Origin of the sequence: Streptomyces bugieae, assembly GCF_036352915.1 — a bacterium.
Lineage (GTDB): Bacteria > Actinomycetota > Actinomycetes > Streptomycetales > Streptomycetaceae > Streptomyces > Streptomyces endophytica.
In genome coordinates, this window is the sequence record NZ_JAZBJP010000008.1 from 154,558 (window position 1) to 176,146 (window position 21,589).

Annotated in this window: 24 protein-coding genes; 14 read left to right on the forward strand and 10 right to left on the reverse strand. The window is 74.3% G+C overall.

Translation table 11 applies throughout. From position 1 onward, the window contains the following. Window positions 1–29 precede the first annotated feature (29 nt). Both V2J85_RS17085 and V2J85_RS17090 read right to left on the reverse strand, forming a co-directional pair. Complete coding sequence (locus V2J85_RS17085) at window positions 30–266, reverse strand: hypothetical protein (RefSeq protein WP_261952193.1); 237 nt, start codon at window positions 264–266, stop codon at window positions 30–32. A 22-nt stretch (window positions 267–288) separates the two neighbouring features. Then, the gene (locus V2J85_RS17090; protein WP_261952194.1) at window positions 289–1,587 is read right to left on the reverse strand and encodes an inorganic phosphate transporter; all 1,299 of its coding nucleotides are present in this window, start codon (window positions 1,585–1,587) and stop codon (window positions 289–291) included. A 379-nt stretch (window positions 1,588–1,966) separates the two neighbouring features. Here V2J85_RS17090 and V2J85_RS17095 point away from each other — a divergent pair, with 379 nt between their 5' ends. From V2J85_RS17095 to V2J85_RS17105, 3 genes are all read left to right on the forward strand, one after another. Next, complete coding sequence (locus V2J85_RS17095) at window positions 1,967–2,635, forward strand: class II aldolase/adducin family protein (protein WP_261952195.1); 669 nt, start codon at window positions 1,967–1,969, stop codon at window positions 2,633–2,635. 123 nt (window positions 2,636–2,758) lie between these two features. Beyond that, window positions 2,759–3,886 carry an alpha/beta hydrolase gene (locus V2J85_RS17100; protein ID WP_261952196.1) on the forward strand — a complete coding sequence of 376 codons (1,128 nt, stop codon included), beginning with the start codon at window positions 2,759–2,761 and terminating at the stop codon, window positions 3,884–3,886. A 219-nt stretch (window positions 3,887–4,105) separates the two neighbouring features. Then, on the forward strand, window positions 4,106–5,584 hold the full coding sequence (locus V2J85_RS17105; RefSeq protein WP_261952197.1) for a hypothetical protein: 1,479 nt from the start codon (window positions 4,106–4,108) through the stop codon (window positions 5,582–5,584). 34 nt (window positions 5,585–5,618) lie between these two features. Here V2J85_RS17105 and V2J85_RS17110 read toward each other — a convergent pair whose 3' ends face one another. Beyond that, a complete protein-coding gene (locus V2J85_RS17110; protein WP_261957182.1) occupies window positions 5,619–6,035 on the reverse strand; it encodes a VOC family protein in 417 nt (138 codons plus the stop codon). Between the two features lie 289 nt (window positions 6,036–6,324). Between V2J85_RS17110 and V2J85_RS17115 the strand changes: the two genes are divergently transcribed. The 3 genes from V2J85_RS17115 (at window position 6,325) to V2J85_RS17125 (ending at window position 9,429) form a co-directional block, all read left to right on the forward strand. Continuing rightward, window positions 6,325–7,923: an ABC-F family ATP-binding cassette domain-containing protein gene (locus V2J85_RS17115; protein WP_261952198.1), complete on the forward strand. Its 1,599-nt coding sequence runs from the start codon at window positions 6,325–6,327 to the stop codon at window positions 7,921–7,923. A 392-nt stretch (window positions 7,924–8,315) separates the two neighbouring features. Then, complete coding sequence (locus tag V2J85_RS17120; RefSeq protein ID WP_030411710.1) at window positions 8,316–8,537, forward strand: helix-turn-helix domain-containing protein; 222 nt, start codon at window positions 8,316–8,318, stop codon at window positions 8,535–8,537. A 112-nt stretch (window positions 8,538–8,649) separates the two neighbouring features. Then, entirely contained in the window at window positions 8,650–9,429 is a 780-nt protein-coding gene (locus V2J85_RS17125) for an enoyl-CoA hydratase/isomerase family protein (RefSeq protein WP_261952199.1), read from the forward strand. A 91-nt stretch (window positions 9,430–9,520) separates the two neighbouring features. Here the strand turns inward: V2J85_RS17125 and V2J85_RS17130 are convergent, their stop codons facing one another. Beyond that, entirely contained in the window at window positions 9,521–10,246 is a 726-nt protein-coding gene (locus V2J85_RS17130) for a hypothetical protein (protein ID WP_330822082.1), read from the reverse strand. 218 nt (window positions 10,247–10,464) lie between these two features. Between V2J85_RS17130 and V2J85_RS17135 the strand changes: the two genes are divergently transcribed. Genes V2J85_RS17135 through amaP form a run of 5 tightly spaced genes read left to right on the forward strand, consistent with a single transcriptional unit; the run spans window position 10,465 to window position 12,827 of the window. Then, window positions 10,465–10,923 (forward strand): Asp23/Gls24 family envelope stress response protein, encoded by a 459-nt coding sequence (locus V2J85_RS17135; protein WP_330822084.1) that lies wholly within the window; start codon window positions 10,465–10,467, stop codon window positions 10,921–10,923. Between the two features lie 37 nt (window positions 10,924–10,960). After that, on the forward strand, window positions 10,961–11,158 hold the full coding sequence (locus tag V2J85_RS17140) for a hypothetical protein (RefSeq protein WP_261952202.1): 198 nt from the start codon (window positions 10,961–10,963) through the stop codon (window positions 11,156–11,158). A 6-nt stretch (window positions 11,159–11,164) separates the two neighbouring features. Beyond that, window positions 11,165–11,563 (forward strand): hypothetical protein, encoded by a 399-nt coding sequence (locus V2J85_RS17145; RefSeq protein WP_261952203.1) that lies wholly within the window; start codon window positions 11,165–11,167, stop codon window positions 11,561–11,563. Next, on the forward strand, window positions 11,560–12,216 hold the full coding sequence (locus tag V2J85_RS17150) for a DUF6286 domain-containing protein (protein WP_261952204.1): 657 nt from the start codon (window positions 11,560–11,562) through the stop codon (window positions 12,214–12,216). The genes V2J85_RS17145 and V2J85_RS17150 overlap by 4 nt, the downstream gene beginning before the upstream one ends. A gap of 5 nt (window positions 12,217–12,221) precedes the next feature. Continuing rightward, window positions 12,222–12,827 carry an alkaline shock response membrane anchor protein AmaP gene (gene amaP / locus V2J85_RS17155; protein ID WP_261957183.1) on the forward strand — a complete coding sequence of 202 codons (606 nt, stop codon included), beginning with the start codon at window positions 12,222–12,224 and terminating at the stop codon, window positions 12,825–12,827. Window positions 12,828–12,863: 36 nt separating this feature from the next. Here the strand turns inward: amaP and V2J85_RS17160 are convergent, their stop codons facing one another. From V2J85_RS17160 to V2J85_RS17185, 6 genes are all read right to left on the reverse strand, one after another. Then, complete coding sequence (locus V2J85_RS17160; RefSeq protein ID WP_261952205.1) at window positions 12,864–13,619, reverse strand: SDR family oxidoreductase; 756 nt, start codon at window positions 13,617–13,619, stop codon at window positions 12,864–12,866. Window positions 13,620–13,623: 4 nt separating this feature from the next. Further along, a complete protein-coding gene (locus tag V2J85_RS17165) occupies window positions 13,624–15,408 on the reverse strand; it encodes a glycoside hydrolase family 15 protein (protein ID WP_261952206.1) in 1,785 nt (594 codons plus the stop codon). A gap of 29 nt (window positions 15,409–15,437) precedes the next feature. Then, window positions 15,438–16,322: an SURF1 family cytochrome oxidase biogenesis protein gene (locus V2J85_RS17170; RefSeq protein WP_330822087.1), complete on the reverse strand. Its 885-nt coding sequence runs from the start codon at window positions 16,320–16,322 to the stop codon at window positions 15,438–15,440. A 71-nt stretch (window positions 16,323–16,393) separates the two neighbouring features. Next, window positions 16,394–16,627 carry a hypothetical protein gene (locus V2J85_RS17175; RefSeq protein ID WP_077192103.1) on the reverse strand — a complete coding sequence of 78 codons (234 nt, stop codon included), beginning with the start codon at window positions 16,625–16,627 and terminating at the stop codon, window positions 16,394–16,396. 63 nt (window positions 16,628–16,690) lie between these two features. Next, the gene (locus tag V2J85_RS17180; RefSeq protein ID WP_261952208.1) at window positions 16,691–17,737 is read right to left on the reverse strand and encodes a DEDDh family exonuclease; all 1,047 of its coding nucleotides are present in this window, start codon (window positions 17,735–17,737) and stop codon (window positions 16,691–16,693) included. 133 nt (window positions 17,738–17,870) lie between these two features. Continuing rightward, a complete protein-coding gene (locus V2J85_RS17185) occupies window positions 17,871–18,488 on the reverse strand; it encodes a TetR/AcrR family transcriptional regulator (protein ID WP_261952209.1) in 618 nt (205 codons plus the stop codon). A 127-nt stretch (window positions 18,489–18,615) separates the two neighbouring features. Between V2J85_RS17185 and V2J85_RS17190 the strand changes: the two genes are divergently transcribed. From V2J85_RS17190 to V2J85_RS17200, 3 genes are read left to right on the forward strand one after another with little or no spacing between them, the layout of a single operon-like run. Further along, complete coding sequence (locus V2J85_RS17190) at window positions 18,616–19,413, forward strand: acetoacetate decarboxylase family protein (RefSeq protein ID WP_261952210.1); 798 nt, start codon at window positions 18,616–18,618, stop codon at window positions 19,411–19,413. After that, window positions 19,413–20,297 carry an SDR family NAD(P)-dependent oxidoreductase gene (locus V2J85_RS17195; RefSeq protein ID WP_261952211.1) on the forward strand — a complete coding sequence of 295 codons (885 nt, stop codon included), beginning with the start codon at window positions 19,413–19,415 and terminating at the stop codon, window positions 20,295–20,297. The genes V2J85_RS17190 and V2J85_RS17195 overlap by 1 nt, the downstream gene beginning before the upstream one ends. Window positions 20,298–20,307: 10 nt before the next feature. Then, the gene (locus V2J85_RS17200) at window positions 20,308–21,588 is read left to right on the forward strand and encodes an amidohydrolase family protein (protein ID WP_261952212.1); all 1,281 of its coding nucleotides are present in this window, start codon (window positions 20,308–20,310) and stop codon (window positions 21,586–21,588) included. Window position 21,589 lies beyond the last annotated feature (1 nt).

Sequence of the window (21,589 nt, forward strand, 5' to 3'; positions counted from 1 at the left end):
TCGGGTGCCGCTGTCCGCCGTCGGCGGGGTCAGGCGGCGACGATCAGGTAGATGCCGTAGGCCACGGCCGCCGCGCACAGGGCGAAGGCGGCCAGCGCACCGGCTCGCGCGCCCGCCCCGGGCGCGGTCGCGGCAGCCGCCTCGCCCTCCCGGACCGGCTTGCGGGAGGTGCCGACGATGCCGACGGTGAAGAGGCCCACCAGCCCGACCGTCACCACGAGGGTGACGCCGAAGACCTGGCCGAGGGCTGCCCAGTCGATGGTCATGGGGTTCCTTAGGTGAGAGCCGCTAGCGGGTGACCGTCGCGGCCTGGGCGCGCGGGGCGGTGGTGGTCGGGGTGTCGGTGGCGGCGGCCTGGGCCGGCACCGGGGCGTCGGCCGGGGCGTCGACGGCCGGGGTCTCGACGGCCGGGGCCGGGTGGCCGGCCGGGGGAGGGGAGACGGCGCGCAGCGCGGCGGTCACCACGCCCACCGGTTCGGCGGCCGGGCCCTCGTTGACATTGGTGTGGTCGATCGGCTTGCGCCGGGAGGCGGCCCAGATCGCACCGCAGACGCCCAGCGCGAGGACCGCCACCGCGGCCACGCCCCAGGTGCCCTGACCGGCCAGGAACGCGGCGCCCGCGGCGACCGCGCCGGCGGCCGGCAGCGTCAGGGCCCAGGCGGCGACCATCCGGCCGGCCGTGGACCAGCGCACCACGCCGCCCTTGCGGCCGAGGCCCGAGCCCATCACGGAGCCGGAGCAGACCTGGGTGGTGGAGAGCGCGAAGCCGAGGTGGGAGGAGGCCAGGATGGTGGCCGCGGCGCCGGTCTGGGCGGCGAAGCCCTGCGGCGGCTGGATGTCGGTGATGCCCTTGCCCATCGTGCGGATGATCCGCCAGCCGCCCAGGTACGTGCCGAGCGCGATGGCCAGGCCGGCCGAGGCGATGACCCACAGCGGCGGGTCGGCGTGCGGGGCGACGACCCCGCCGGTGATCAGCGCGAGGGTGATCACGCCCATCGTCTTCTGGGCGTCGTTGGTGCCGTGGGCGAGGGAGACCAGGGCGGCCGAGGCGATCTGCCCGGCGCGGTAGCCCTTGGCGGTGTCGGCCTCGTCGCGGCCGCGGGCCAGGCGGTAGGTGAGCCGGGTCGCCGCCATCGAGGCCAGGCCCGCGACGAACGGGGCGGCCACCGCCGGGATCAGGACCTTCATCACCACGGCCTCGCCGTGCACGCCGTGGGTGCCGACGGACACCAGGGTGGCGCCGATGAGGCCGCCGAAGAGTGCGTGGGAGGAACTGGAGGGCAGGCCCGCGAGCCAGGTGACCAGGTTCCAGACGATCGCGCCGACCAGGCCGGCGAAGATCACCTCCGGTCTGATGCCGGAGGCTTCGTCGATGATGCCGCCGGAGATGGTCTTGGCCACCTCGACGGAGAGGAACGCGCCGACAAGATTGAGGACTGCCGACATCGCCACCGCGGTCTTGGGTCGCAATGCCCCGGTGGAGATGGTGGTGGCCATTGCGTTGGCCGTGTCGTGGAAGCCGTTCGTAAAGTCGAACACCAAGGCCGTGACGATCACGATCCCGATGAGAAGCGTGATGTGTTCCATTCACCCAGGCAATCAGTTCGAAGGTCAGTGTCGCTCGGAACGTACGGAGGGCGGGTGAACGGAAGGTGAACTGGGCCGGGCGCGATGATGACGCCCCCGCAGTGTTCACGCGGAGGCGCCCCCGCTGTCACTTTCGTCTCACCCGTCGGTGAACTCGCTGGGCTACGCCGGTCCGTAGCCGGTCGCGACGTGCATGACAATGCGAAGGTAACGGATCAGTCGCCCAAGACGGTCGATCCCCGGCCAATTCGCCCCAGTCCCGCAGTTATCCCCATATGGGGGATACCGCTCCGGCGGGCCCCCGGCGTACCCTTCCCCGGCCTGCTCGTACGGTGGCGCGCACTGCATCCGCACTCGCCGCACCGCGCCGGAGGACCCCATGAAGGACCGTCCCGACCAGCTCGCCGCCGCCTGGAGCGACCTGGTCGAAACCGCCCGCAGAACCGTCGCCGACGGCCTGGTCGTCGGCACCTCGGGGAACGTCTCGTGCCGCCTGAAGGACCTGATCCTGGTCACCCCCAGCGGCGTCCCCTACGACCGGCTCGGCCCGCAGGACACCACCGCCGTCGACCTCGAAGGACGCCAGATCATCGGCCACCTCCGGCCGACCAGCGAGCTCCCGATGCACCTGGCGGTCTACCGCAGCACCCCCGCCGGCGCCGTCGTCCACACCCACGCCCCGCACGCCACCGCGGTCTCCACCCTCGTCCCCGAACTCCCCCCGGTCCACTACATGGCCGCGGCACTCGGCGGCCCCGTCCGCGTCGCCCCCTACGCGCTCTACGGCAGCGACGAGCTCGCCGGCCACATGCTGGAGGCGCTCCGCGACCGCACCGGCTGCCTGCTGCAGAACCACGGCACCCTCACCTACGGCGACAGCCTCGACCAGGCCCTGGACCGCACCGCCCAGCTGGAGTGGATGTCCCGGGTCTGGCTGCTCGCCCACTCCGTGCCCGGCCGCACGCCGGCCGTGCTGTCCCCCGCCCAGCTCGACGCGGCCGGCACCCGCCTGGGCGGCTACGGCCAGCCCAACGGCGCCCGCGGCTGACCGCGGCCGGAGCCCGAACGCACCCGGGGCGGCGGCCCGCACAGTAGGGCGGCCGCCGTCCCGCGGTCACCCCGGCGACTGCGCCAAGTGGCCGCACCCGGCGCCGCCGCCCACACTGAGGGGGTGCGTCCGGTTACCGCGGCGGCTGTGGCCGTCCTCACCGTGGCCGGTGCCGGGGCGGCCGCCGTGGCGGTCGGCCGGTACGCCGGCGACATTGCCCTGAAACCATCGCCCGACCACCCCCTACCGGGGGACTCCCGGCTCACCGTGCACTCCGCCGGCGACCAGCGGATCGCCCTCACCCGCAGCCTGGCGTCCCTGCGCCCCGGCACCTACGGCCTGACCGGCGCCGGCTGCCACGCGGAGGTCGGCTCCGTCGTGCACGGCGCCCCGCACCCCGCCGACGCCGTCGTCCGCCGCCTGGAGCGGGTCACCCACGGCACCCTGCGGCCCGGTATGCGGATGCGGCTCACCCCGCAGGTGCACAGCGGCAACCCCCGCGACGCCCTCGGCCTCGACTGCGCCGACGTCGACGTCCCCGGCGAACTCGGGCCGCTGCCGGCCTGGTTCGTCCCCGGCGTACGCGACACCTGGGTCATCACCGCGCACGGCCTGGGCACCACCCGCGAACACCCCATGGTGGTCATGCCGTTCCTGCACCGCCACCGGCTGCCCGTCCTCGACCTGGCCTACCGCAACGACCCGGGCGCCCCGCGCACCTCCGACGGCATCAACCACCTCGGCGACAGCGAATGGCGCGACCTGGACGCGGCGATCCGCTACGCCGTCCGCTACGGCGCCCGCGACGTCGTCCTCCACGGCTGGGGCGTCGGCGCCACCATGGCGCTGCGCGCCGCCACCCACTCCGCGCTGCGCGACCGGATCAGCGGACTGATCCTGGACTCGCCGGTCCTGGACCGGCACACCACCGTCCGCGCGCTGGCCGCCGCCCGGGGGGTCCCGCGCGCCCTGCTGCCGCTCGTCGTCCGGGCCGCCGAGGGCGTCACCGGGATGCCCGTCCACCGCCCCGCCGACGCCGCGGACCCGGCCGCGCTCAACGCGCCCACGCTGATCTTCCACGGCCCCGACGACCGGATCGCCCCCTGGGCGGCCTCCCGCGCCTTCGCCGCCCGCCGCCCCGACCTGGTCACCCTGCACGCCGTCCCGCACGCCCCGCACGCCGCGATGTGGAACGCCGACCCGGTCGGCTACGAGGAGGCGCTGCGCCGCTTCCTCACCCCCCTCATGTGACGCCCCGCGCGGCGGCCGGGGTGCCGTGTCGTGTGCCGCCGGGCGTGCTGCCGGGCGCGCCGCGGCCCCCGGCCCCGGCCCGGCCGGCGCGGTGACGCCCCGGCATACGCAAGGACAACTCCCCCCATCCGGGATGGGTCGGCGCGATGACGGCGCCCCACCAGATCGCAAGCCGGGTTCCGATTGGGCTTTCGGGCCGTCAGCGGCAAGACTGCTCCTGTGACGTCCCGTACTCCGCGCGACTCCCGGCTCCGACTCGTCCCCCGTCAACCGGTTGCGGCCGCCCGCCGGGCGGTGACAACCCGGGCCAAGCGGCCGGCGCCCCGCCCGCCCGAGGGCACCCCGCCGCCCGCGGAACTGGCCCGCCAGGCCCGCGCCGTGCTGGCCGGCGCGGCCCGGCTCGCCCGCTGGGCCGACGGCCCCGGCGCGGCCGGCGGCACCGGCGGCGGTCTGCGGGCCGGCCCGGACGGCGCGCTGCCGGCGGCGGCGGTGGAACGCGCCGCGGACGCGCTCGCCCTGACGCCGCGGCAGGTGCGCACCGACTGGGACCTGGCCCGGCTCGCCGGACTCATCGAGCTGCACGACGGCCTGGTCCGCCCGGGCTGGCGGCTGCGCGCCTGGGACCGCGACGACACCGCCGTGCTGCGCGGCTGGGTCGCCCTCTTCGACGCCTGGTCGCTGGCCCGCCCCGCCCCGGCCGGCGCCGCCCCCGCGATCGTCGCCGAGGTCGTCGAGGCACTGCCGCAACTGCTCTCCCTGCTGCACCTGTCCGCCGGGCCGGTACGCCTGCCGGTCCTGCTGGACATGCTCGAACAGCGGGTCACCGAACTCCGCACGGAACGCTGCGAGGTCCCCTACGGCCAGGACGCCCCGGACGCCGCGCACGCGCCCGGTGCCCCGCACCCGGCGCCCGACCCGGCCGACGACTCCGCGGGGGCGTCGCTGGCCGAACTCCTGGGTTGGGCGCTGGAGGCCCTGCTGACCGTCGGCGCGCTGGTGCCTTCGCGCGGGGCCGGGGACGGTGCCTGCCACAGCGCGGACGACGCGGCCGAGGCGCAGCTCACCCCGCTGGGCAACTGGTCGGTGTGGGTCAAGCTGGAGCAGATCTGCGTGGCCGCGCAGAGCCCGGCCGGCAACATCGAGCAGTCCGCGGAGGCGATGCTGCGCGGCTGCGCCCGGCTGACCCCGGGACCGGCCCGCGCCGAGTACCGCGCCTGGCTCGCCGCCCGCTCCGTCGGCGCGGCCGTCGAGGAACTGCTGACCGTGGCCCGCGGTGAGGACGCGCTGCTGCGCGGCCTGGCCTTCGAGGCGCTGCGGGCCGTCGGCGCCCCCGCCGAGCAGGCCGTACGCTCCGCCGCCGAGGAGCCCGTGCTGCGTCCGTACGCCCTGCTGTGGCTCGTCGAGCACGAGGGCGGCGACCCGGAGACCGCGCCGGACGTGCTCACCCGCGAGGAGTCGACCTGGCTGTGGGTGGACACCGCGGCGGCGGTCGCCGACCACGGCGAGACCCAGCTGCTCGTGCGCCACCTCGACTCGGCGGTCCAGGGCTCGGTGCCCCGCCTCCTCGAAGAGGTACGCGCCGTCGGCCACCCCCGCACCGTCCAGGTGCTGGTCGCGCTGGCCGCGGCCCACCCCGACCCGGCCCTCGCCAAGGCCGTGCGCCGGGCGGCGTTCCAGGTGCACACCGGCGGGGCCTGACCGCCGGCGGCCGGTGCCGGCCCGGGCCAGGAGGTCAGGGCCCGGCACCGGCAGCGGCCACGGCCGGGGTGTAGGTGCCGAAGCTCCAGACGTTGCCCTCGGCGTCCCGGGCGAGGTACTCCCGCGAGCCGTACTCCATGTCGGTGGGCGGCAGCAGGATCTCCACGCCCGCCCGCTCGGCCCGCCGGTGGTGGGCGTCGGTGTCCTCCACGCGGACGTAGACGCCGACCGGCCCGGCCTCCTCCATCGCCTCGGCGAAGACCCCGCCGCGCCCTTTCGAACCCAGCATCACCGTGCCGTTGCCGTAGGAGAGTTCGGCGTGCAGCACCAGGCCGCCCTCGGTCTCGTACTTCGCGCCGACGGTGAAGCCGAACGCCTCCGTCAGCTGGGCGATGGCGGCCCGGGCGTCCTGGTAGAGCACCGTCGGGTACATCGTCGGGGTCCCTGGCATCGTGATCACGGTCCTTTCCTCGGCGGCTTCATGTGTCCCGGATCACAGTCTTGCACCGGGGACCGACAACGCCCTCCCGCGCTCCGCGCGAGGTGTCGCAGCGCACGGCGTCGCCCGCGCCCGGGACCGGCGAACGGGCCGTACGCCCCCACCCGGCGGCCGGAAAAACTACTTGCACCGGCCCGTTAGACTGCCTCCCATGGCAGTTCTCCTCTGGGTTCATTAGACGGCGCAGCCCGCTCTCGGACCGTCCGTCCAATCCGCCGTCTTCCTGCCCTGGAGTTTTCCCGTGATCACCGCTTCCGGCATCGAGCTGCGCGCCGGCGCCCGCGTCCTCATCGATTCCGCCTCCTTCCGCGTCGCCAAGGGCGACCGGATCGGTCTGGTCGGCCGCAACGGCGCCGGCAAGACCACCCTCACCAAGGTGCTGGCGGGGGAGGGCATCCCCGCCGCCGGCACGGTCACCCGCTCGGGACAGGTCGGCTATCTGCCGCAGGACCCGCGCACCGGCGACCTGGACGTCCTCGCCCGCGACCGCATCCTGTCCGCCCGCGATCTGGACACCGTGCTGCGCAAGATGCGCGAGAACGAGGACCGGATGGCCAACGGCAAGGGCGCCACCCGCGACAAGGCGATGAAGAAGTACGAGCGCCTGGAGACCGAGTTCCTGACCAAGGGCGGGTACGCCGCCGAGGCGGAGGCCGCGACCATCGCGGCCAGCCTGGGCCTGCCCGACCGCATCCTCGCCCAGCCGCTGCACACCCTCTCCGGCGGCCAGCGGCGCCGCGTCGAGCTGGCCCGGATCCTCTTCTCGGACTCCGACACCCTGCTCCTCGACGAGCCGACCAACCACCTCGACGCCGACTCGATCGTCTGGCTGCGCGACTACCTCAAGACCTACCGCGGCGGCTTCATCGTCATCTCGCACGACGTCGACCTGGTTGAGACCGTCGTGAACAAGGTGTTCTACCTGGACGCCAACCGGTCCGAGATCGACATCTACAACATGGGCTGGAAGCTCTACCAGCAGCAGCGCGAGGCCGACGAGAAGCGCCGCAAGCGCGAGCGGGCGAACGCCGAGAAGAAGGCCGCCGCGCTCAACTCCCAGGCCGACAAGATGCGGGCCAAGGCCACCAAGACCGTCGCCGCGCAGAACATGGCCCGGCGCGCCGAGAAGCTGCTCTCGGGCCTGGACGAGGTGCGGGTCTCCGACAAGGTCGCCAAGCTGCGCTTCCCGGACCCGGCGCCGTGCGGCAAGACCCCGCTCACCGCCGAGGGCCTGTCGAAGTCCTACGGCTCCCTGGAGATCTTCACCGACGTCGACCTCGCCATCGACAAGGGCTCCCGGGTCGTCATCCTGGGCCTGAACGGCGCGGGCAAGACCACCCTGCTGCGGCTGCTGGCGGGCGTCGAGCAGCCGGACACCGGCGAGGTCCGCCCGGGCCACGGCCTCAAGCTCGGCTACTACGCCCAGGAGCACGAGACCCTGGACCCGGACCGCACGGTCCTGGAGAACATGCGCTCGGCCGCCCCGGACATGGACCTGGTCGCCATCCGCAAGACGCTGGGCTCCTTCCTCTTCTCCGGTGACGACGTCGACAAGCCCGCCGGGGTGCTCTCCGGCGGCGAGAAGACCCGGCTGGCGCTGGCCACGCTGGTGGTCTCGTCCGCCAACGTGCTGCTGCTCGACGAGCCCACCAACAACCTCGACCCGGCCAGCCGCGAGGAGATCCTCGGCGCGCTGCACACCTACGCCGGCGCGGTGGTCCTGGTGACGCACGACGAGGGCGCGGTGGACGCGCTCCAGCCGGAGCGGATCATCCTGCTGCCCGACGGCGTCGAGGATCTGTGGGGCCAGGACTACGCGGATCTGGTCGCGCTGGCCTGAGCCGGGCGCCCGGCCCGGGGGCCGTGGGCCGGGCCGCGGCGGCGCCCCGCGGTGCGCTAACGGGCGGGGGATCATGCCGTATGGATCATTCGGCCGACGTGTGATCCATCATCTGAGTGAGAACGGCTCGTACACCGGCGTGCCTGCGCGCGGCGTCCCGTCCGCTCCGACCCGGAGCGCACCTTTTCGGCCGTACGCCACCTGACCTGCCACTTCTCGTCCCGATCGGCGGCCGCTCGGCCCGCGGGACGAGCGGAATGATGCATTCCGACCGCTCGGAACGGGCCCGTGGCGGCAAAGGATGTCGGAGAGACCTTGCGGAATGGGTGGCCAGGAAGCCGGGGAGGGGTGATCATGAGAGTCCAGAGCGCACTTCCCACGAGGAGGCACGGGTGGCCGAGACTCTGAAGAAGGGCAGCCGGGTGACCGGCGCCGCGCGCGAGAAGCTCGCGGCAGACCTGAAGAAGAAGTACGACTCCGGTGCGAGCATCCGGGCGCTGGCCGAGGAAACCGGTCGCTCCTACGGATTCGTGCACCGGATGCTCACCGAATCCGGCGTGGTGCTGCGCGGTCGCGGCGGAGCCACAAGGGGCAAGAAGGCCGCCACGGTCTGACGGCCGCGTCTCCGGAACAGCGGTCTCCCCCCGGTCGGCCGATCCGTCGGCCGGGAGGTTACCGTTCAGTCACTTACGCACGCACGTGCGGCTGGCTGACTCGGAGGCGCTCATGACTCTGCTCGACAAGGACGGTGTGCGGCTCACCGTGGACGGCGACATCGCCACGGTGACCCTCGCCAACGCGGCCAAGCGCAATGCGCAGTCGCCGGCCATGTGGCGGGCGCTGGCCGAAGCGGGCTCGCTGCTGCCGGGGAACGTCCGGATCGCGGTGCTGCGTGGTGAGGGCCAGTCCTTCTCCGCGGGCCTCGACCGGCAGGCGTTCACGCCCGAAGGCTTCGACGGCGAGCCGTCGTTCATCGACCTGGCGCGCGGTTCGGACGACGCCCTGGACGCCACGATCGCCGAGTACCAGGAAGCGTTCACCTGGTGGCGGCGGAACGACCTGGTGTCCATCGCCGCCGTCCAGGGGCACGCCATCGGCGCCGGCTTCCAGCTGGCGCTCGCCTGCGATCTGCGGGTGGTCGCCCAGGACGCCCAGTTCGCCATGCGGGAGACCAGCCTCGGGCTGGTCCCGGACCTGACCGGCACCCACCCCCTGGTCGGACTCGTCGGCTACGCCCGGGCGCTGGAGATCTGCGCCACCGGACGGTTCGTGCACGCCGACGAGGCCGCGCGGATCGGCCTGGCCAACCTCGTGGTGCCCGGTGACGAGCTCGACGCCGCCGTGTCCGACCTGGCGGCCGCGCTGGTCGCCCCGCCGCGCGACGCCGTCATCGAGACCAAGGCCCTGCTGGCCGGCGCCGCGGGCCGCACCTACGAGGAGCAGCGCCGCGCCGAGCGTGCCGCCCAGGCCCGCCGGCTGCGCGACCTCGCCGGCGTCGGCGACTAGCCGCACCTGACGCGCACCTCCTGACGTGGCCCGGCCGGCCGCCGTACGGCAGCCGGCCGGGCCACGTCCGTCTCCGCCTCCGTGTCCCGTCTCAGTCCCGCTCCACCGCCGTGACCAGCACCGCGACCGTCTGCGGGGCGTCCGGCCGGGCCGCCACCGCCTGGCGTACCGCGACGGCGACGTCCAGCGGGCGGTAGCCGGCCGCCACGGCCAGCTGGACCAGCACATGCCCGTCGGTGCGCCGCACCGCCCGGGTCCGCCCGCCGAGCACCGGCGCCAGCCGGGCCACTCCGGACACCGCCAGCGCCGCCGCGGCGATCCCCTCCGGGCCCTCCGGCACCGCACCGGCCGGCTCGGCCGTCACGGGCGGCTTCTCCGGGCGGACGGTGGTGAGCGCCGGCCCCGCCCGGCTCGCCCCGGCCTCCTCCAGCAGGCCCGTCACCCGCAGGTCCACCGCGGCCACCACCAGCCCCAGCCCCTGCACCGACGCCTCCAGCAGCGCCGCCCGCACCTCGTCGGCGACGGCGGGCAGCGGCCGGTCGCCGACCGCGGCGAACTCCGCACTGATCCGCAGCGGGCCCGGCGGCAGGGCGCTCGGTGGCGCCGGCACCGCCGGTTCTTGGGCGTGCGCCGGGTCGGCGACGGACAGCCGCAGGGTGCCGAGCCGCACTCCGGCCTGCGTGCCGAGCGCCGCCCGCAGCGCCCCGGCGGCGGCCTGCTCGGTGATCCAGGACCCGTTCGCGGGCCCGCCCAGCGGCAGTACCCGGCCGATCCCGAGCTGCTGCCGTACCGTCTGCGCCACCTGTTCAGCGGCCACCGCGTCACCCCTTTCGGACCCCCGCCCCCAGCCTGCCGCAGACCGGCCCGTACGGCAGGGCGGTGTGCCGAACGGCGCCAGGGGGAGCACTCCGATGCCGCATCCCGTAAGCGCACGGGGGCGAGCCCCTCTACTGTGGGAACGAAACACCACGAAAACGGGGCAAGAGCGAACATAACTGACGAAATCCCCTTCTTCCCGGAAAGGGACGTACGGTGATGACCGAGAGCCAGCAAGAGGACGGACCCAGGACGCCGGTCAAGCGCGGCGGCGGTGACCCCGCGACCCGTGGGCGGACCACCATCGCCGACGGCGTCGTGGAGAAGATCGCCGGTCTCGCGGCCCGGGACGTCGTCGGCGTGCACGCCATGGGCAGCGGCCTGGCCCGCACGTTCGGTGCGGTCCGCGACCGGGTGCCCGGCGGCCGGGCGGCGGCGACCGCGAGCCGCGGGGTGAAGGCCGAGGTCGGCGAGGTGCAGACCGCGCTGGACCTGGAGATCGTGGTCGACTACGGCGTCGCCATCGCCGAGGTCGCGCGCAGCGTACGGGAGAACGTCATCGCCGCGGTGGAACGGATGACGGGCCTGGAGGTCGTCGAGGTCAACATCGCGGTCAGCGACGTCAAGCTCCCCGACGAAGCGGACGAAGAAGAGGAAGCGGAACCGCGGCTCCAGTGAGCGGGACCCGTCCGGAGTGGCAGCGAAGGAGCGCACGATGAGCATGGCCGTGGTCGGTCTTCTGGCCGGAATGGCGCTGGGCTTCGCCGGGTACTTCGGCGGCTTCGGCGCGTTCGTACTGGTGGCGGCGCTGGGCGCGGTCGGGTTCGTCGCGGGCCGGATCCTCGACGGGGACGTGGAGGCCCGCGAGTTCTTCCGCGCCCGTACCGGCGACCGCGACGAACGGCGGCGGTGAGCCGGGGTGGCGACGGCGTCCCCGCCCACCGCTGCGGCTGACGTACCGGCGGGCGAGCGGGGCGCGACCCGGCTCGCGGACCGGGTGGTCGCGAAGATCGCCGCCCGGGCCGCCCGCGAGGCACTGCGCGCGAAGTCCCCGCAGGACCGCACGGACGCGCACGCCACGGTGAGCGTCCACCGGCGCGAGGACCTGGCGCACTTCGGCGAGGCGCGGGTACGGATCGCGGTGGAACTGGGCTACCCCTCGGACATCGGCGCGCAGTGCGGAGCGGTGCGCCGGCGAGTGACCGAGCGCGTGGGGGAGTTGGCGAACATGACGGTTCCCGAGGTCACGGTGGAGGTCGAGCGGCTGCACTCCCCGCTGCTGGAGGGCCGGGGCCGGGGCCGGGAGAGGGTGCGATGAGCGACGACGACGCGGAGCCGGAAGAGACCCGGCGGCTGCCCACCCTGGAGAACCCGCCCGGCGGATCCCCCCGTTCCGCCACCGGCGCCACCGCCACCGGCGCCGCGGGCGACGGCCGCCACCGCTTCTGGTCGTCCCGCCGGGTCCCGGCCGGTCTGGTCGCGCTGGTGCTGCTGGCCGCCGCGGGACTGCTGCTCTACGACGTGGCCGCGGTGCGCGCGCACCGCCAGGCGATGGCCTGGCGCCGGTGGCTGGCCGACGAACTGGCCACCCGTCACCTCGACGACACCTGGGTGCTGGCCGGCGCGGCGCTCGCCGCGGCGGTGGGCCTCTGGCTGATCGTGCTCGCCGTCACCCCCGGCCTGCGCCGGATGCTGCCGATGCGGCCGGTCGCCCCGGACGTCCGGGCCGGTCTCGACCGCCCGGCCGCCGCGCTGATCCTGCGCGACCGCGCCATGGAGGTCGCCGGTGTGCAGTCCGTACGGATGACCGTCGGCCGGCACAGGGCCAAGGCGCGGGCGGTCTCCCACTTCCGCGAGCTCGACGAGGTCCGCGCCGACCTCGACGCCGCGCTCGGTGCCGGCCTCGACCAGCTGGGCCTGGCCCACCGGATGCGGCTGACCGTGCACGTCCGGCGTCCGAAGAAGGGGTGAGTGCGATGCGCCGGACCCGCAGAAGGGCCAACCGGGTGCTGCTCGGCCTGATCGGCGTGGTGCTGTTCGGCACCGGTGGACTGGTGCTGCTGGGCGGGCTCGACCTGCCCGCGGCCTGGCACCTCGGGCTGCCGGCCGGCTGGCCCTGGTCCCGCCCCGGCGACGTCCTGCTCTCCGCGTACCAGCGCACCCGCTGGACCGACCAGGGCTGGTGGTGGCCGGTGGTCATCGCCGCCCTGGCCGTCCTCGTGCTGCTCCTGCTGTGGTGGCTGCTGGCGCAGTTCCGGCGCCACCGGCTCGGCGAGATCCTCGTCGACAGCGGCGACGGCGAGGGCGCGGAACTGCGCGGGCGGGCGCTGGAGGCGGTGCTCACCGCCGAGACGGAGGCGCTGGACGGCGTCGACCGGGCCGCCGTACGGCTCACCGGCCGCCGCACCGGACCCCGCGTCCGGGCGGTCCTCGCGCTCGCCCCGCACGCCGACCCCGGCAAGGTGCTCGGCCGGCTCTCCGGCGAGGCGATGACGCACGCCCGGCGCTCGGCGGGGCTCGACCGGCTGCCGGCCGAGATCCGGCTCCGCGAGGTCAAGCACCGCCCCGAACGCGTCACGTGAGGGACGGAGCGGGCCGCCGCCCGCCCCGCGGCCCCCTCAGAAGCCGTGCCGGGCCCCGCCGTCGACCGGCACCATCACCCCGGTCACGTACGAAGCGGCCGGCGACAGCAGGAACGCCGCGACCCGGCCGAACTCCGCGGGCGTGCCGTACCGGCCCAGCGGGATCGCCGCGGAGTTACGGGCCCGGCTGCCCTCCGGGTCGCCGGAGAGCGCGTCGAGCTGGGTCATCCGGTCGGTGCCGATCCGGCCGGGCAGCACACCCAGGACCCGGATGCCGCGCGGCCCCACCTCATTGGCGAGCGACTTCGCGAAACCGGCCAGACCCGGCCGCAGCCCGTTGGACACGGTCAGGCCGGCGATCGGCTCGTACACCGAACCGGACAGCACGAAACCGATCACGCCGCCCTCGTCCAGCTCGGCGGCGGCCGTCCGGGCCAGCCGCACCGCGCCGAGGAAGACCGACTCGAAGGCCGCCTGCCACTGCTCGTCGGTGTTGTCCGCGGCCGTCCCCGGCGGCGGGCCGCCCACGCTGATCAGCACGCCGTCCAGCCGGCCGAAGCGGTCGCGGGCGGCCGCCACCAGGCGGGCCGGGGTGTCGGCGGCGGCGTTGTCGGCCGCCACGCCCAGGGCGCGTTCGCCCAGCGAGGCGGCGGCCCGGGCGGCGCTCTCCTCGGTGCGGCCGCTGATCACGACGTTCGCGCCGTCGTCGACGAGCGCACGGGCGGTGGCGAAACCCAGGCCACGGGTCGCCCCGGTGACGAGGTACGTCCGGTCGGTGAGTCCAAGATCCATGGCCCTAGTCTGCCTCCGCCCCGTCCAGCAGCCCGAAGGCGGTCCCCACCAGCCCGATGTGGCTGAACGCCTGCGGACAGTTCCCCAGCTGGCGGCCGGCCGCCGGGTCGTACTCCTCCGCGAGCAGCCCCACGTCGTTGCGCAGCGACAGCAGCCGCTCGAAGAGCCGCGCCGCCTCGTCCCGCCGGCCGCTCATCCGCAGCGCGTCGGCGAGCCAGAACGAGCAGACCAGGAAGGTGCCCTCACCGCCCGGAAGCCCGTCGACCGAGCCCCCCTCGGTGGTGTACCGGCGCACCAGGCCCTCATGGGTCAGATCCTGGCGCACCGCCTCGATGGTGCCGCGCACCCGCGGGTCGTCACCGGGCAGGAAGCCCACCCGGGGGATCAGCAGGGTCGCCGCGTCCAGGTCCCGGGTCTCGTAGGACTGGGTGAAGGTGCCGCGCTCGTCGTCGTACCCCCGCTCGCACACCTCCCGGTGGACCTCGTCCCGCATCGCCCGCCAGCGGTCGATGCCGCCGCCCAGCTTCGGGTTCGCCTCCATGGCCCGCACCGCCCGGTCGGCCGCCACCCACGCCATGACCTTGGAGTGCACGAAGTGCCGGCGCGGCCCGCGGATCTCCCACAGCCCCTCGTCGGGGTCGCGCCAGTTGGACTCCAGGTAGTCCATCAGCGACCGCTGGATGCTCCAGGCGTGCGGTTCGGCCGGCAGCCCCGCGGCGCGGGCGAGGTGGAAGGAGTCCAGCACCTCCCCGTAGACGTCCAGCTGGCGCTGGTCGACGGCGCCGTTGCCGATCCGCACCGGCGCGGAGTCGCAGTAGCCGGTCAGCCACGGCACCTCGTACTCCGGCAGCCGCCGCTCGCCGGCCAGCCCGTACATGATCTGCAGGTCGTCCGGGGCGCCGGCCACCGCCCGCAGCAGCCAGTCCCGCCAGGCGGCGGCCTCGTCCAGATACCCGGCGGACAGCAGCGAGTTCAGGGTGAGGCTGGCATCGCGCAGCCAGCAGTAGCGGTAGTCCCAGTTGCGCACCCCGCCGAGTTCCTCGGGCAGCGAGGTGGTGGGGGCGGCGACGATGCCGCCGGTGGGCGCGTAGGTGAGGGCCTTGAGGGTGATCAGCGAGCGGACCACCGCGTCGCGGTACGGCCCGTCGTAGCGGCACCGCGCCGACCAGGCCTGCCAGTCCTCCAGCGTGTCGTCCAGCGCCTGGAACGGCTCGATCTGGTCCGGTCGCGGCTCGTGCGAGGGGTGCCAGGTCAGTACGAACGCGGTGCGCTCGCCCTCGGCGACGGTGAAGTCCGAGCGGGTGCTGAGGTCCTTGCCGTAGGTGCGGCCCTGCTCCGGGGTGCGCAGCCATACGGAGTCCGGGCCGGCGATCGCGACCCGGGAGCCCTCGGCGGCCCGCACCCAGGGCACCACCCGCCCGTAGTCGAACCGCAGCCGCAGCACCCCGTGCATCTCGACCCGGCCCTGGAGGCCCTCCACGATCCGTACGACATCGGGCTGGACGTCGCGCTGCGGCATGAAGTCGGTGACCTTCACGCGGCCGGTCGGGGTCTCCCAGATGGTGTCGAGGATCAGCGACTCGCCGCGGTACGAGCGGTGGGCGCGGGCCTTCGGCGATTGCGGGGCCAGCCGCCAGTGGCCGTTGTCCTGGCTGCCGAGGAGGGCCGCGAAGCAGGCGGGCGAGTCGAAGCGGGGCAGGCACAGCCAGTCGATCGAGCCGTTGCTGCTGACGAGCGCGGCGCTCTGCAGGTCCCCGATGAGCGCGTAGTCCTCGATATGTGGGTGCACGCAGCTCGCCTTCCCGCGGTGCGGGCGCCCTAGTCGGTGCTGACGGCCGACCGGGCTACGTCGGCGGAGCCGCCGTTCTCCCGTCCCGTTCCGGCCACTTCGGCCACTTCGGTCGCGTCGTCCGCTCCGTCCGCTCCGTCCGCGCCCGCTGCGGCCTCCTCGGCCGCCTTCGCCCGGTCGCGGCGCTCCCGGCGCACCAGCACCACCCAGCCGACCGGTACCGCCGCGGCGAACAGCCACCACTGGATGGCGTACGCCATGTGCGGGCCGATGGAGTCGTGGTCCGGCTCGGGGACCAGCTCCGGCGTGCCGCCCGGCGGCTCGGGCGCGCTCTGCTCGATGTAGCCGCCGAGCATCGGCCGGCCGGTCCGCTTCGCCTGTTCCTTGCTGTTGATCAGCATGACCTGGCGGGGCGGCAGGCCCTTGGTGTCCTTGATGCCGCTGACCGCGGTGGTCTCGTCGGCCATCATCCGGCCGGTGACGGTGACCGTGCCCTTGGGGGCGGGCGGGACGTCGGGGAACTTGGTGAGGTCGTCGCCCGCCGAGATCCAGCCGCGGTTGACCAGCACGTCGTCGCCGTCGCCGAGCACCAGCGGGGTGAGGACGTAGTAGCCGATGGACTGTTCGTCGGCGGCGGTGCGCTGCCGGACCACGACCTCGTGGGCGGTGTCGTAGCGGCCGGTGGCGGTCACCGGGCGCCACATGTCGCGGTGCGGCAGGTCCCGTCCGGGGGCGGCCAGGTCGGTGACCGGGACCGGCTTCGCGGCCAGGCTGGACGCGATGAGCTGGTTCTGCGCCACCTTGTGCTCATGGCGGTGCAGCTGCCAGAAGCCCAGCTTGATCATGACGGGGATCAGCACGAGACCCACGAGGGTGAGGATCACCCACTGCCGGGACAACAGGAAGCGGTACACGGCTTCGACGGTACCTGGGGCGGTCCGGTCGCCCGGCGCCGGGTCCGGGAGCGCCGGCCGCCGTCCCGGCCTCACACCCGGTCGACGATGCCCACCCGCCCGTCCGACCGGGCGCAGTGCGCCCCGCAGTACCACTTGCCGTCGGCCTCGACGCCCTGGCCGATGATCTGGACCCGGCAGTGCTCACAGATCGGCGCCATGCGGTGGATGGCGCAGGAGAAGCAGTCGAAGACGTGCACCGCGCCCTGCGCGTGCACCTCGAACGTCATCCCGTAGTCGTTTCCGCAGACCTCACAACGTGCCATGCGCCACAGCGTGCGGGCGGGGCCGGTGCGGGGCGAGGCGCCGGGGGGCGTGTTGGGCGGGCTTCACCCGGACGCAGGCGCGGACCCGGCCGGCGCGACGTCCTGCAGCAGCTGCATGAAGGCCGCCTCGTCGATCACGACCGTGCCGTACGCGGCGGCCTTGACGGTCTTGGAGGTGCGGGCGTCCGGGTCGTTGGTGACCAGCAGGCTGGTCACCCGGGACAGGCTCGTGGCGACGTGCAGTCCGGCCTCGATCGCCCGGTCCTCCAGCAGCTCGCGGTCCACCGAGGTGTCACCGGAGAAGGCGACCCGCATCCCCTGGACGAGTCGCCCGCCCTCCTCGTAGCGCCCCGGATTGGGGTACGGGCAGGCCGGCCGCTTGCGGGACGGCCGCCAGGTGGACGGGCGGTAGGACGTCGCGGCGGCGGTCCGGGGGGGTGCGGGGCTGTCCGACCACTCCGTGAGCGGCTGGCAGCTCAGCAGCGGCAGTCGCAGGTTCTCCTGGGCGGCCCGCCGCAAACTGGGACGAAACGCCTCGGCCAACACGCGGGCGTCGTCCAGCGCGTGGTGGGCGCGCTCCTGGACGACGCCGTAGTGGGCGGCCAGCGACTCCAGTTTGTGGTTGGGCAGCGGCAGCCCGAGCTCCTTCGACAGCGCGATCGTGCACAGCCGCTGGCTCACCGGGGCGACCGCCGCGGCGCGGGCGTACTCACGGGCGATCATCGACCAGTCGAACATGGCGTTGTGCGCCACCAGCACCCGGCCGTCCAGCCGCCGGGACAGCTCCGGGACGACGTCCGGGAAGAGCGGGGCGTCGGCCAGCACCGCGCTGGTGAGCCCGTGGATCCACACCGGGCCCGGGTCCCGCTGCGGGTTGACCAGGGTGTACCAGTGGTCCTGGACCTCGCCGCGGGCGTCGAGTTGGTACACGGCCGCGGAGATGATCCGGTCGTCCCGCGCCAGGCCCGTCGTCTCCACGTCGACCACCGCATACCCCTCGGGGTACCCGGACGGCCAGGGGGCCGGCGGCGTCGGCGGCGTGGACGGTCCCGGCTGCTGCCCGATCTTCGGCGCGATCGGGTCGGCTGCTGCCATGCGGTCTTCGAGCATGGTCCCTGAGGATACGGGCCCCCACCGACACCGGCCGAACCCGGACCGCCGCCGCAACCCGCCCGGACGGCCCGCAAACCGGCAAATCCGGCCCACCGCCGCGGGTTTGACGCCCCCGCCGCCCGATCCCCCCTCAGGCCGGCAGCAGGGACGCCACCAGCGCCTCCAGCGCGACCGTGAACAGCCGCTCGGGGTCGGCCGGTGCGGCCAGCGCGCGGGCCAGTGCCGGATCGTGCTCCGCGGTGGGGGAGTCCCACAGCTCACCCTCGCTCGGGTGCTGCGCCGGCGACCGCTCGCGGGCCCGCTCGACCAGCACGAAGCCGACGACCTGGAACTGCACCGCGCGGACCGCCTCGGCGGCCGGCCGGCCGCGCAGCCCGGCGGCGTGCAGTTCGTGGACCAGCGCCTGCTGGGCGGGCAGGAACATCCGCTCCGTCAGGCCGCGTTCGTGCACCATCGCGATCAGCTGCGGCCGTTCGCGCAGCGCCGCGTACAGCGCCCGGGCGACCGAGACGACCCGGGCGTGCGGGGTGCGCCCGGCGGGCCGGATCTGGCCCATCTCCCGGACGGTGCGCTCGACCAGCGCGTCCAGCAGGGACTCGCGGTTGCCGACGTGCCAGTAGATGGAGGTGACGGCGGTGCCCAGTTCCGCGGCGAGCCGGCGCATGGTCAGGGCGGCCGGGCCGTGCTCCCGCACCAGCTGCGCGGCGGCCGCCAGCACCTCTTCGCCGGTCAGCGCGGTACGTGTCATGACTCCCACCTATCCCGTCAACTCCCGTGCGCGCAAGGCTCTTTACCCTTCGTCCCGCTCGGTGTAACAGTGTTACAGGCGCCGATGGAACCCCCGGAAGGTCACGACCTGCGAAGGGCGGTACGACATGGCACGCACACGCTACGGAGCCCGCACCGAGGCGGAGATCGCCGCGGCGCGCGCCACCGGCTCCCGGCTCCCCGACATCTGGTCCACCGGTGTGGTGGCGCTCTGGGAGAGCGATCCGGACGCGGTCGCGGCCGTGCTCCCGCCGCCGCTGAAACCCTCCGGCCGCCCGCTGGTCCGGGCCACCGTCAGCACCGTCTCGCTGCCCGGCTATCCGCTCGGCGCCGGCTCGGTCGCGGTCGCCGCCGAGCACGACGGCGTACCGGGCTGGTATCCGCTCGTCATGCCGATGACCCACGAGCGGGCCCTGACCGGTGGGCGGGAGGTCTTCGGGGAGCCGAAGAAGCTCGGCGAGGTGACCGTCGAGCGCGACGGCCTGACCGTACGCGCCGTGCTGGCCCGGCACGGCATCGCCTTCGTGGAGGTGCGCGGCGCGGTGAGCGGCGGCCTGCCGGTCCCGGAACCCGCCGAGAGGACGGACTTCTACTTCAAGTTCCTTCCCGCGGTGGACGGTTCGGGCTTCGACGTGGACCCGGTGCTGGTGCACTGCGTGCGGCGGGAGAAGCACCGCACCCTGGAGCGGGTCACCGGCGACGTCGTCCTCCGGGAGTCGATGTACGACCCGGTCGCCGACCTCCCCGTCCGCACCCTCGTCGGGATCACCCTCGGCGAGAAGACCAGCGACCAGCGGGGCCGGGTCGTCGCGCGGGTGGACCCGGAGGCCCTGCTGCCCTACGTCCACCAGCGGTACGACGACCCGCAGCAGATCCTGGACGGGCCGCCCGAGGGGAGCGTCTGATGGACCTGCGGGCGGGACAGGTCGCGGTCGTCACCGGCGCCGCGAGCGGCATCGGCCTCGCGCTGGCGCGGCGCTTCGCCGCCGAGGGGCTCAAGGTCGTCCTCGCGGACGTCGAGGAGGCGCCGCTGCGGGCCGCCGCGGACGCGCTGACGGCCGGCGGCGCGGAGGTCCTCGCGCGCACCGTCGACGTCGGCGTGCGCGACGAGGTACGGGGCCTCGCCGACGCGGCGTACGACGCGTTCGGCGCGGTCCACGTGCTCTGCAACAACGCGGGCGTCGGCTCCGGCGCCGAGGGCCGCATGTGGGAACACGAGGTCAACGACTGGAAGTGGGCCTTCGCGGTCAACGTGTGGGGCGTCTTCCACGGCATCCAGGCGTTCGTGCCCCGCATGCTCGCGGGCGGCGCACCGGGCCGCGTCGTCAACACCTCCTCCACCGACGGCGGCATCGCCCCGCTGCCCACCGCGTCCGTCTACGCCGTCACCAAGGCCGCCGTGGTGACCATGACGGAATCGCTCCACGCCCATCTGACGGCGGAGGGCGCGCCCGTCGGGGCGTCGGTGCTCTTCCCCGGCCCGCACATGCTGCGCACCGGCCTGTGGGAGTCGCACCGCAACCGGCCCGCGCGGTACGCCAAGGAGAAGCCCCGCCGGACGCCCTACCGCAGCCTCGGCCAGTGGGAGGCCGCGATGCAGGAGGCCGGGCAGGAGATCGCGTTCACCCCGGTCGAGGAGGTCGCCGACGCCGTGGTGGACGGGATCCGGGCGGAGCGGTTCTGGATGCTGCCGCCCGCCGAGCACACCGACCGGCAGATCAGGGCCCGGGCGCGGTCGATGCTGGACCGGTCCGCCCCGTCGTACCTCGAACGCTTCATCCTGGACTGAGGGGTGTGTGATGACCGACCAGGACCCGTACCTGATCATCTCCTCCGACTGCCACGCCGGGCTGCCCACCGAGGAGTACCGGCCCTATCTGGAGCGCCGGTTCCACCGGGCCTTCGAGGAGTTCCTCGGGGAGCGCGGCGCCCGCCGGGCGGAGGCCACCCGCCTCGGCATCCGCAACGACGCGTTCGCCGACCGGTGGTTCGCCGACAACGAGGAGGGCCTGCGCGGCGGATGGGACCCCGCACAGCGCCTCAAGGAGCTCGACGGCGACGGTGTCGCGGCGGAGGTCGTCTTCCCGGACGCGGACGCGGTGGACAGCCGGACCGCCGCGCCCTTCGGTGTGGGACTCGGGCTCTCCGGCGACCAGGACCCCGACCTGGGCATGGCGGGGGCCCGCGCCCACAACCGCTGGCTCGCCGAGTTCGTCTCCGCACACCCCGAACGGCACTGCGGCGTGGCCCTGTTGCCCGTGACGGCGGACCCCGGCGAGGTCGTCGCGGAGATCCACCGCGCCAGGGAGTCCGGGCTCGGCGCGCTGATGATCCCCGCCATGTGGGCGGACAAGGCGCCCTACCACGACCGGCGTTACGACCCGGTGTGGGCGGCCGCCGCCGAGTGCGCGATGCCGGTGGTGACCCACTCCGGGGCCGCGCCCCGCCACGAATACGGCGACCACCTGGGCATCTACGTCTCCGAGGTGACCTGGTGGCCGGCCCGGCCGCTGTGGTTCCTGCTCTGGTCCGGCGTCTTCGAACGCCACCCCGGCCTGAAGTTCGGCGTCGCGGAGTCCGGCTGCTGGTGGCTGCCGAACCTGCTGTGGTTCATGGACCGCCTCTACCTGGGCGCACACGGCGGCAAGAAACTGTCCCCCTTCGCCGAGTTGAAGCGGGCGCCCCACGAATACCTCGACCGCCAGGTGTTCGTCTGCGCCACCAACACCAAGCGCCGCGAACTCGCCCAGCGCTACGAGATCGGCGTCGACAACATCCTCTGGGGCAGCGACTTCCCGCACCCCGAGGGCACCTGGCCGGACACCCGGCGCTGGCTGCGCGACACCTTCCACGACATCCCGGTCGCCGAGACCCGCCGGATGCTCGGCCTGGCCGCGGCCGAGGTCTTCGGCTTCGACCCGGACGCGCTCGCCCCGCTGGCCCGCCGCATCGGCCCGACGCCCGCCGAACTCGGCCAGTCCGACGACCAGTCGGCGGTCGAGGCGGCCTGGGCCCGCTCCCGCGACGTGGGCCGCCACTGGCTCACCGGCCACGACTTCCCGCTCCTGGGAACGGAGTGAC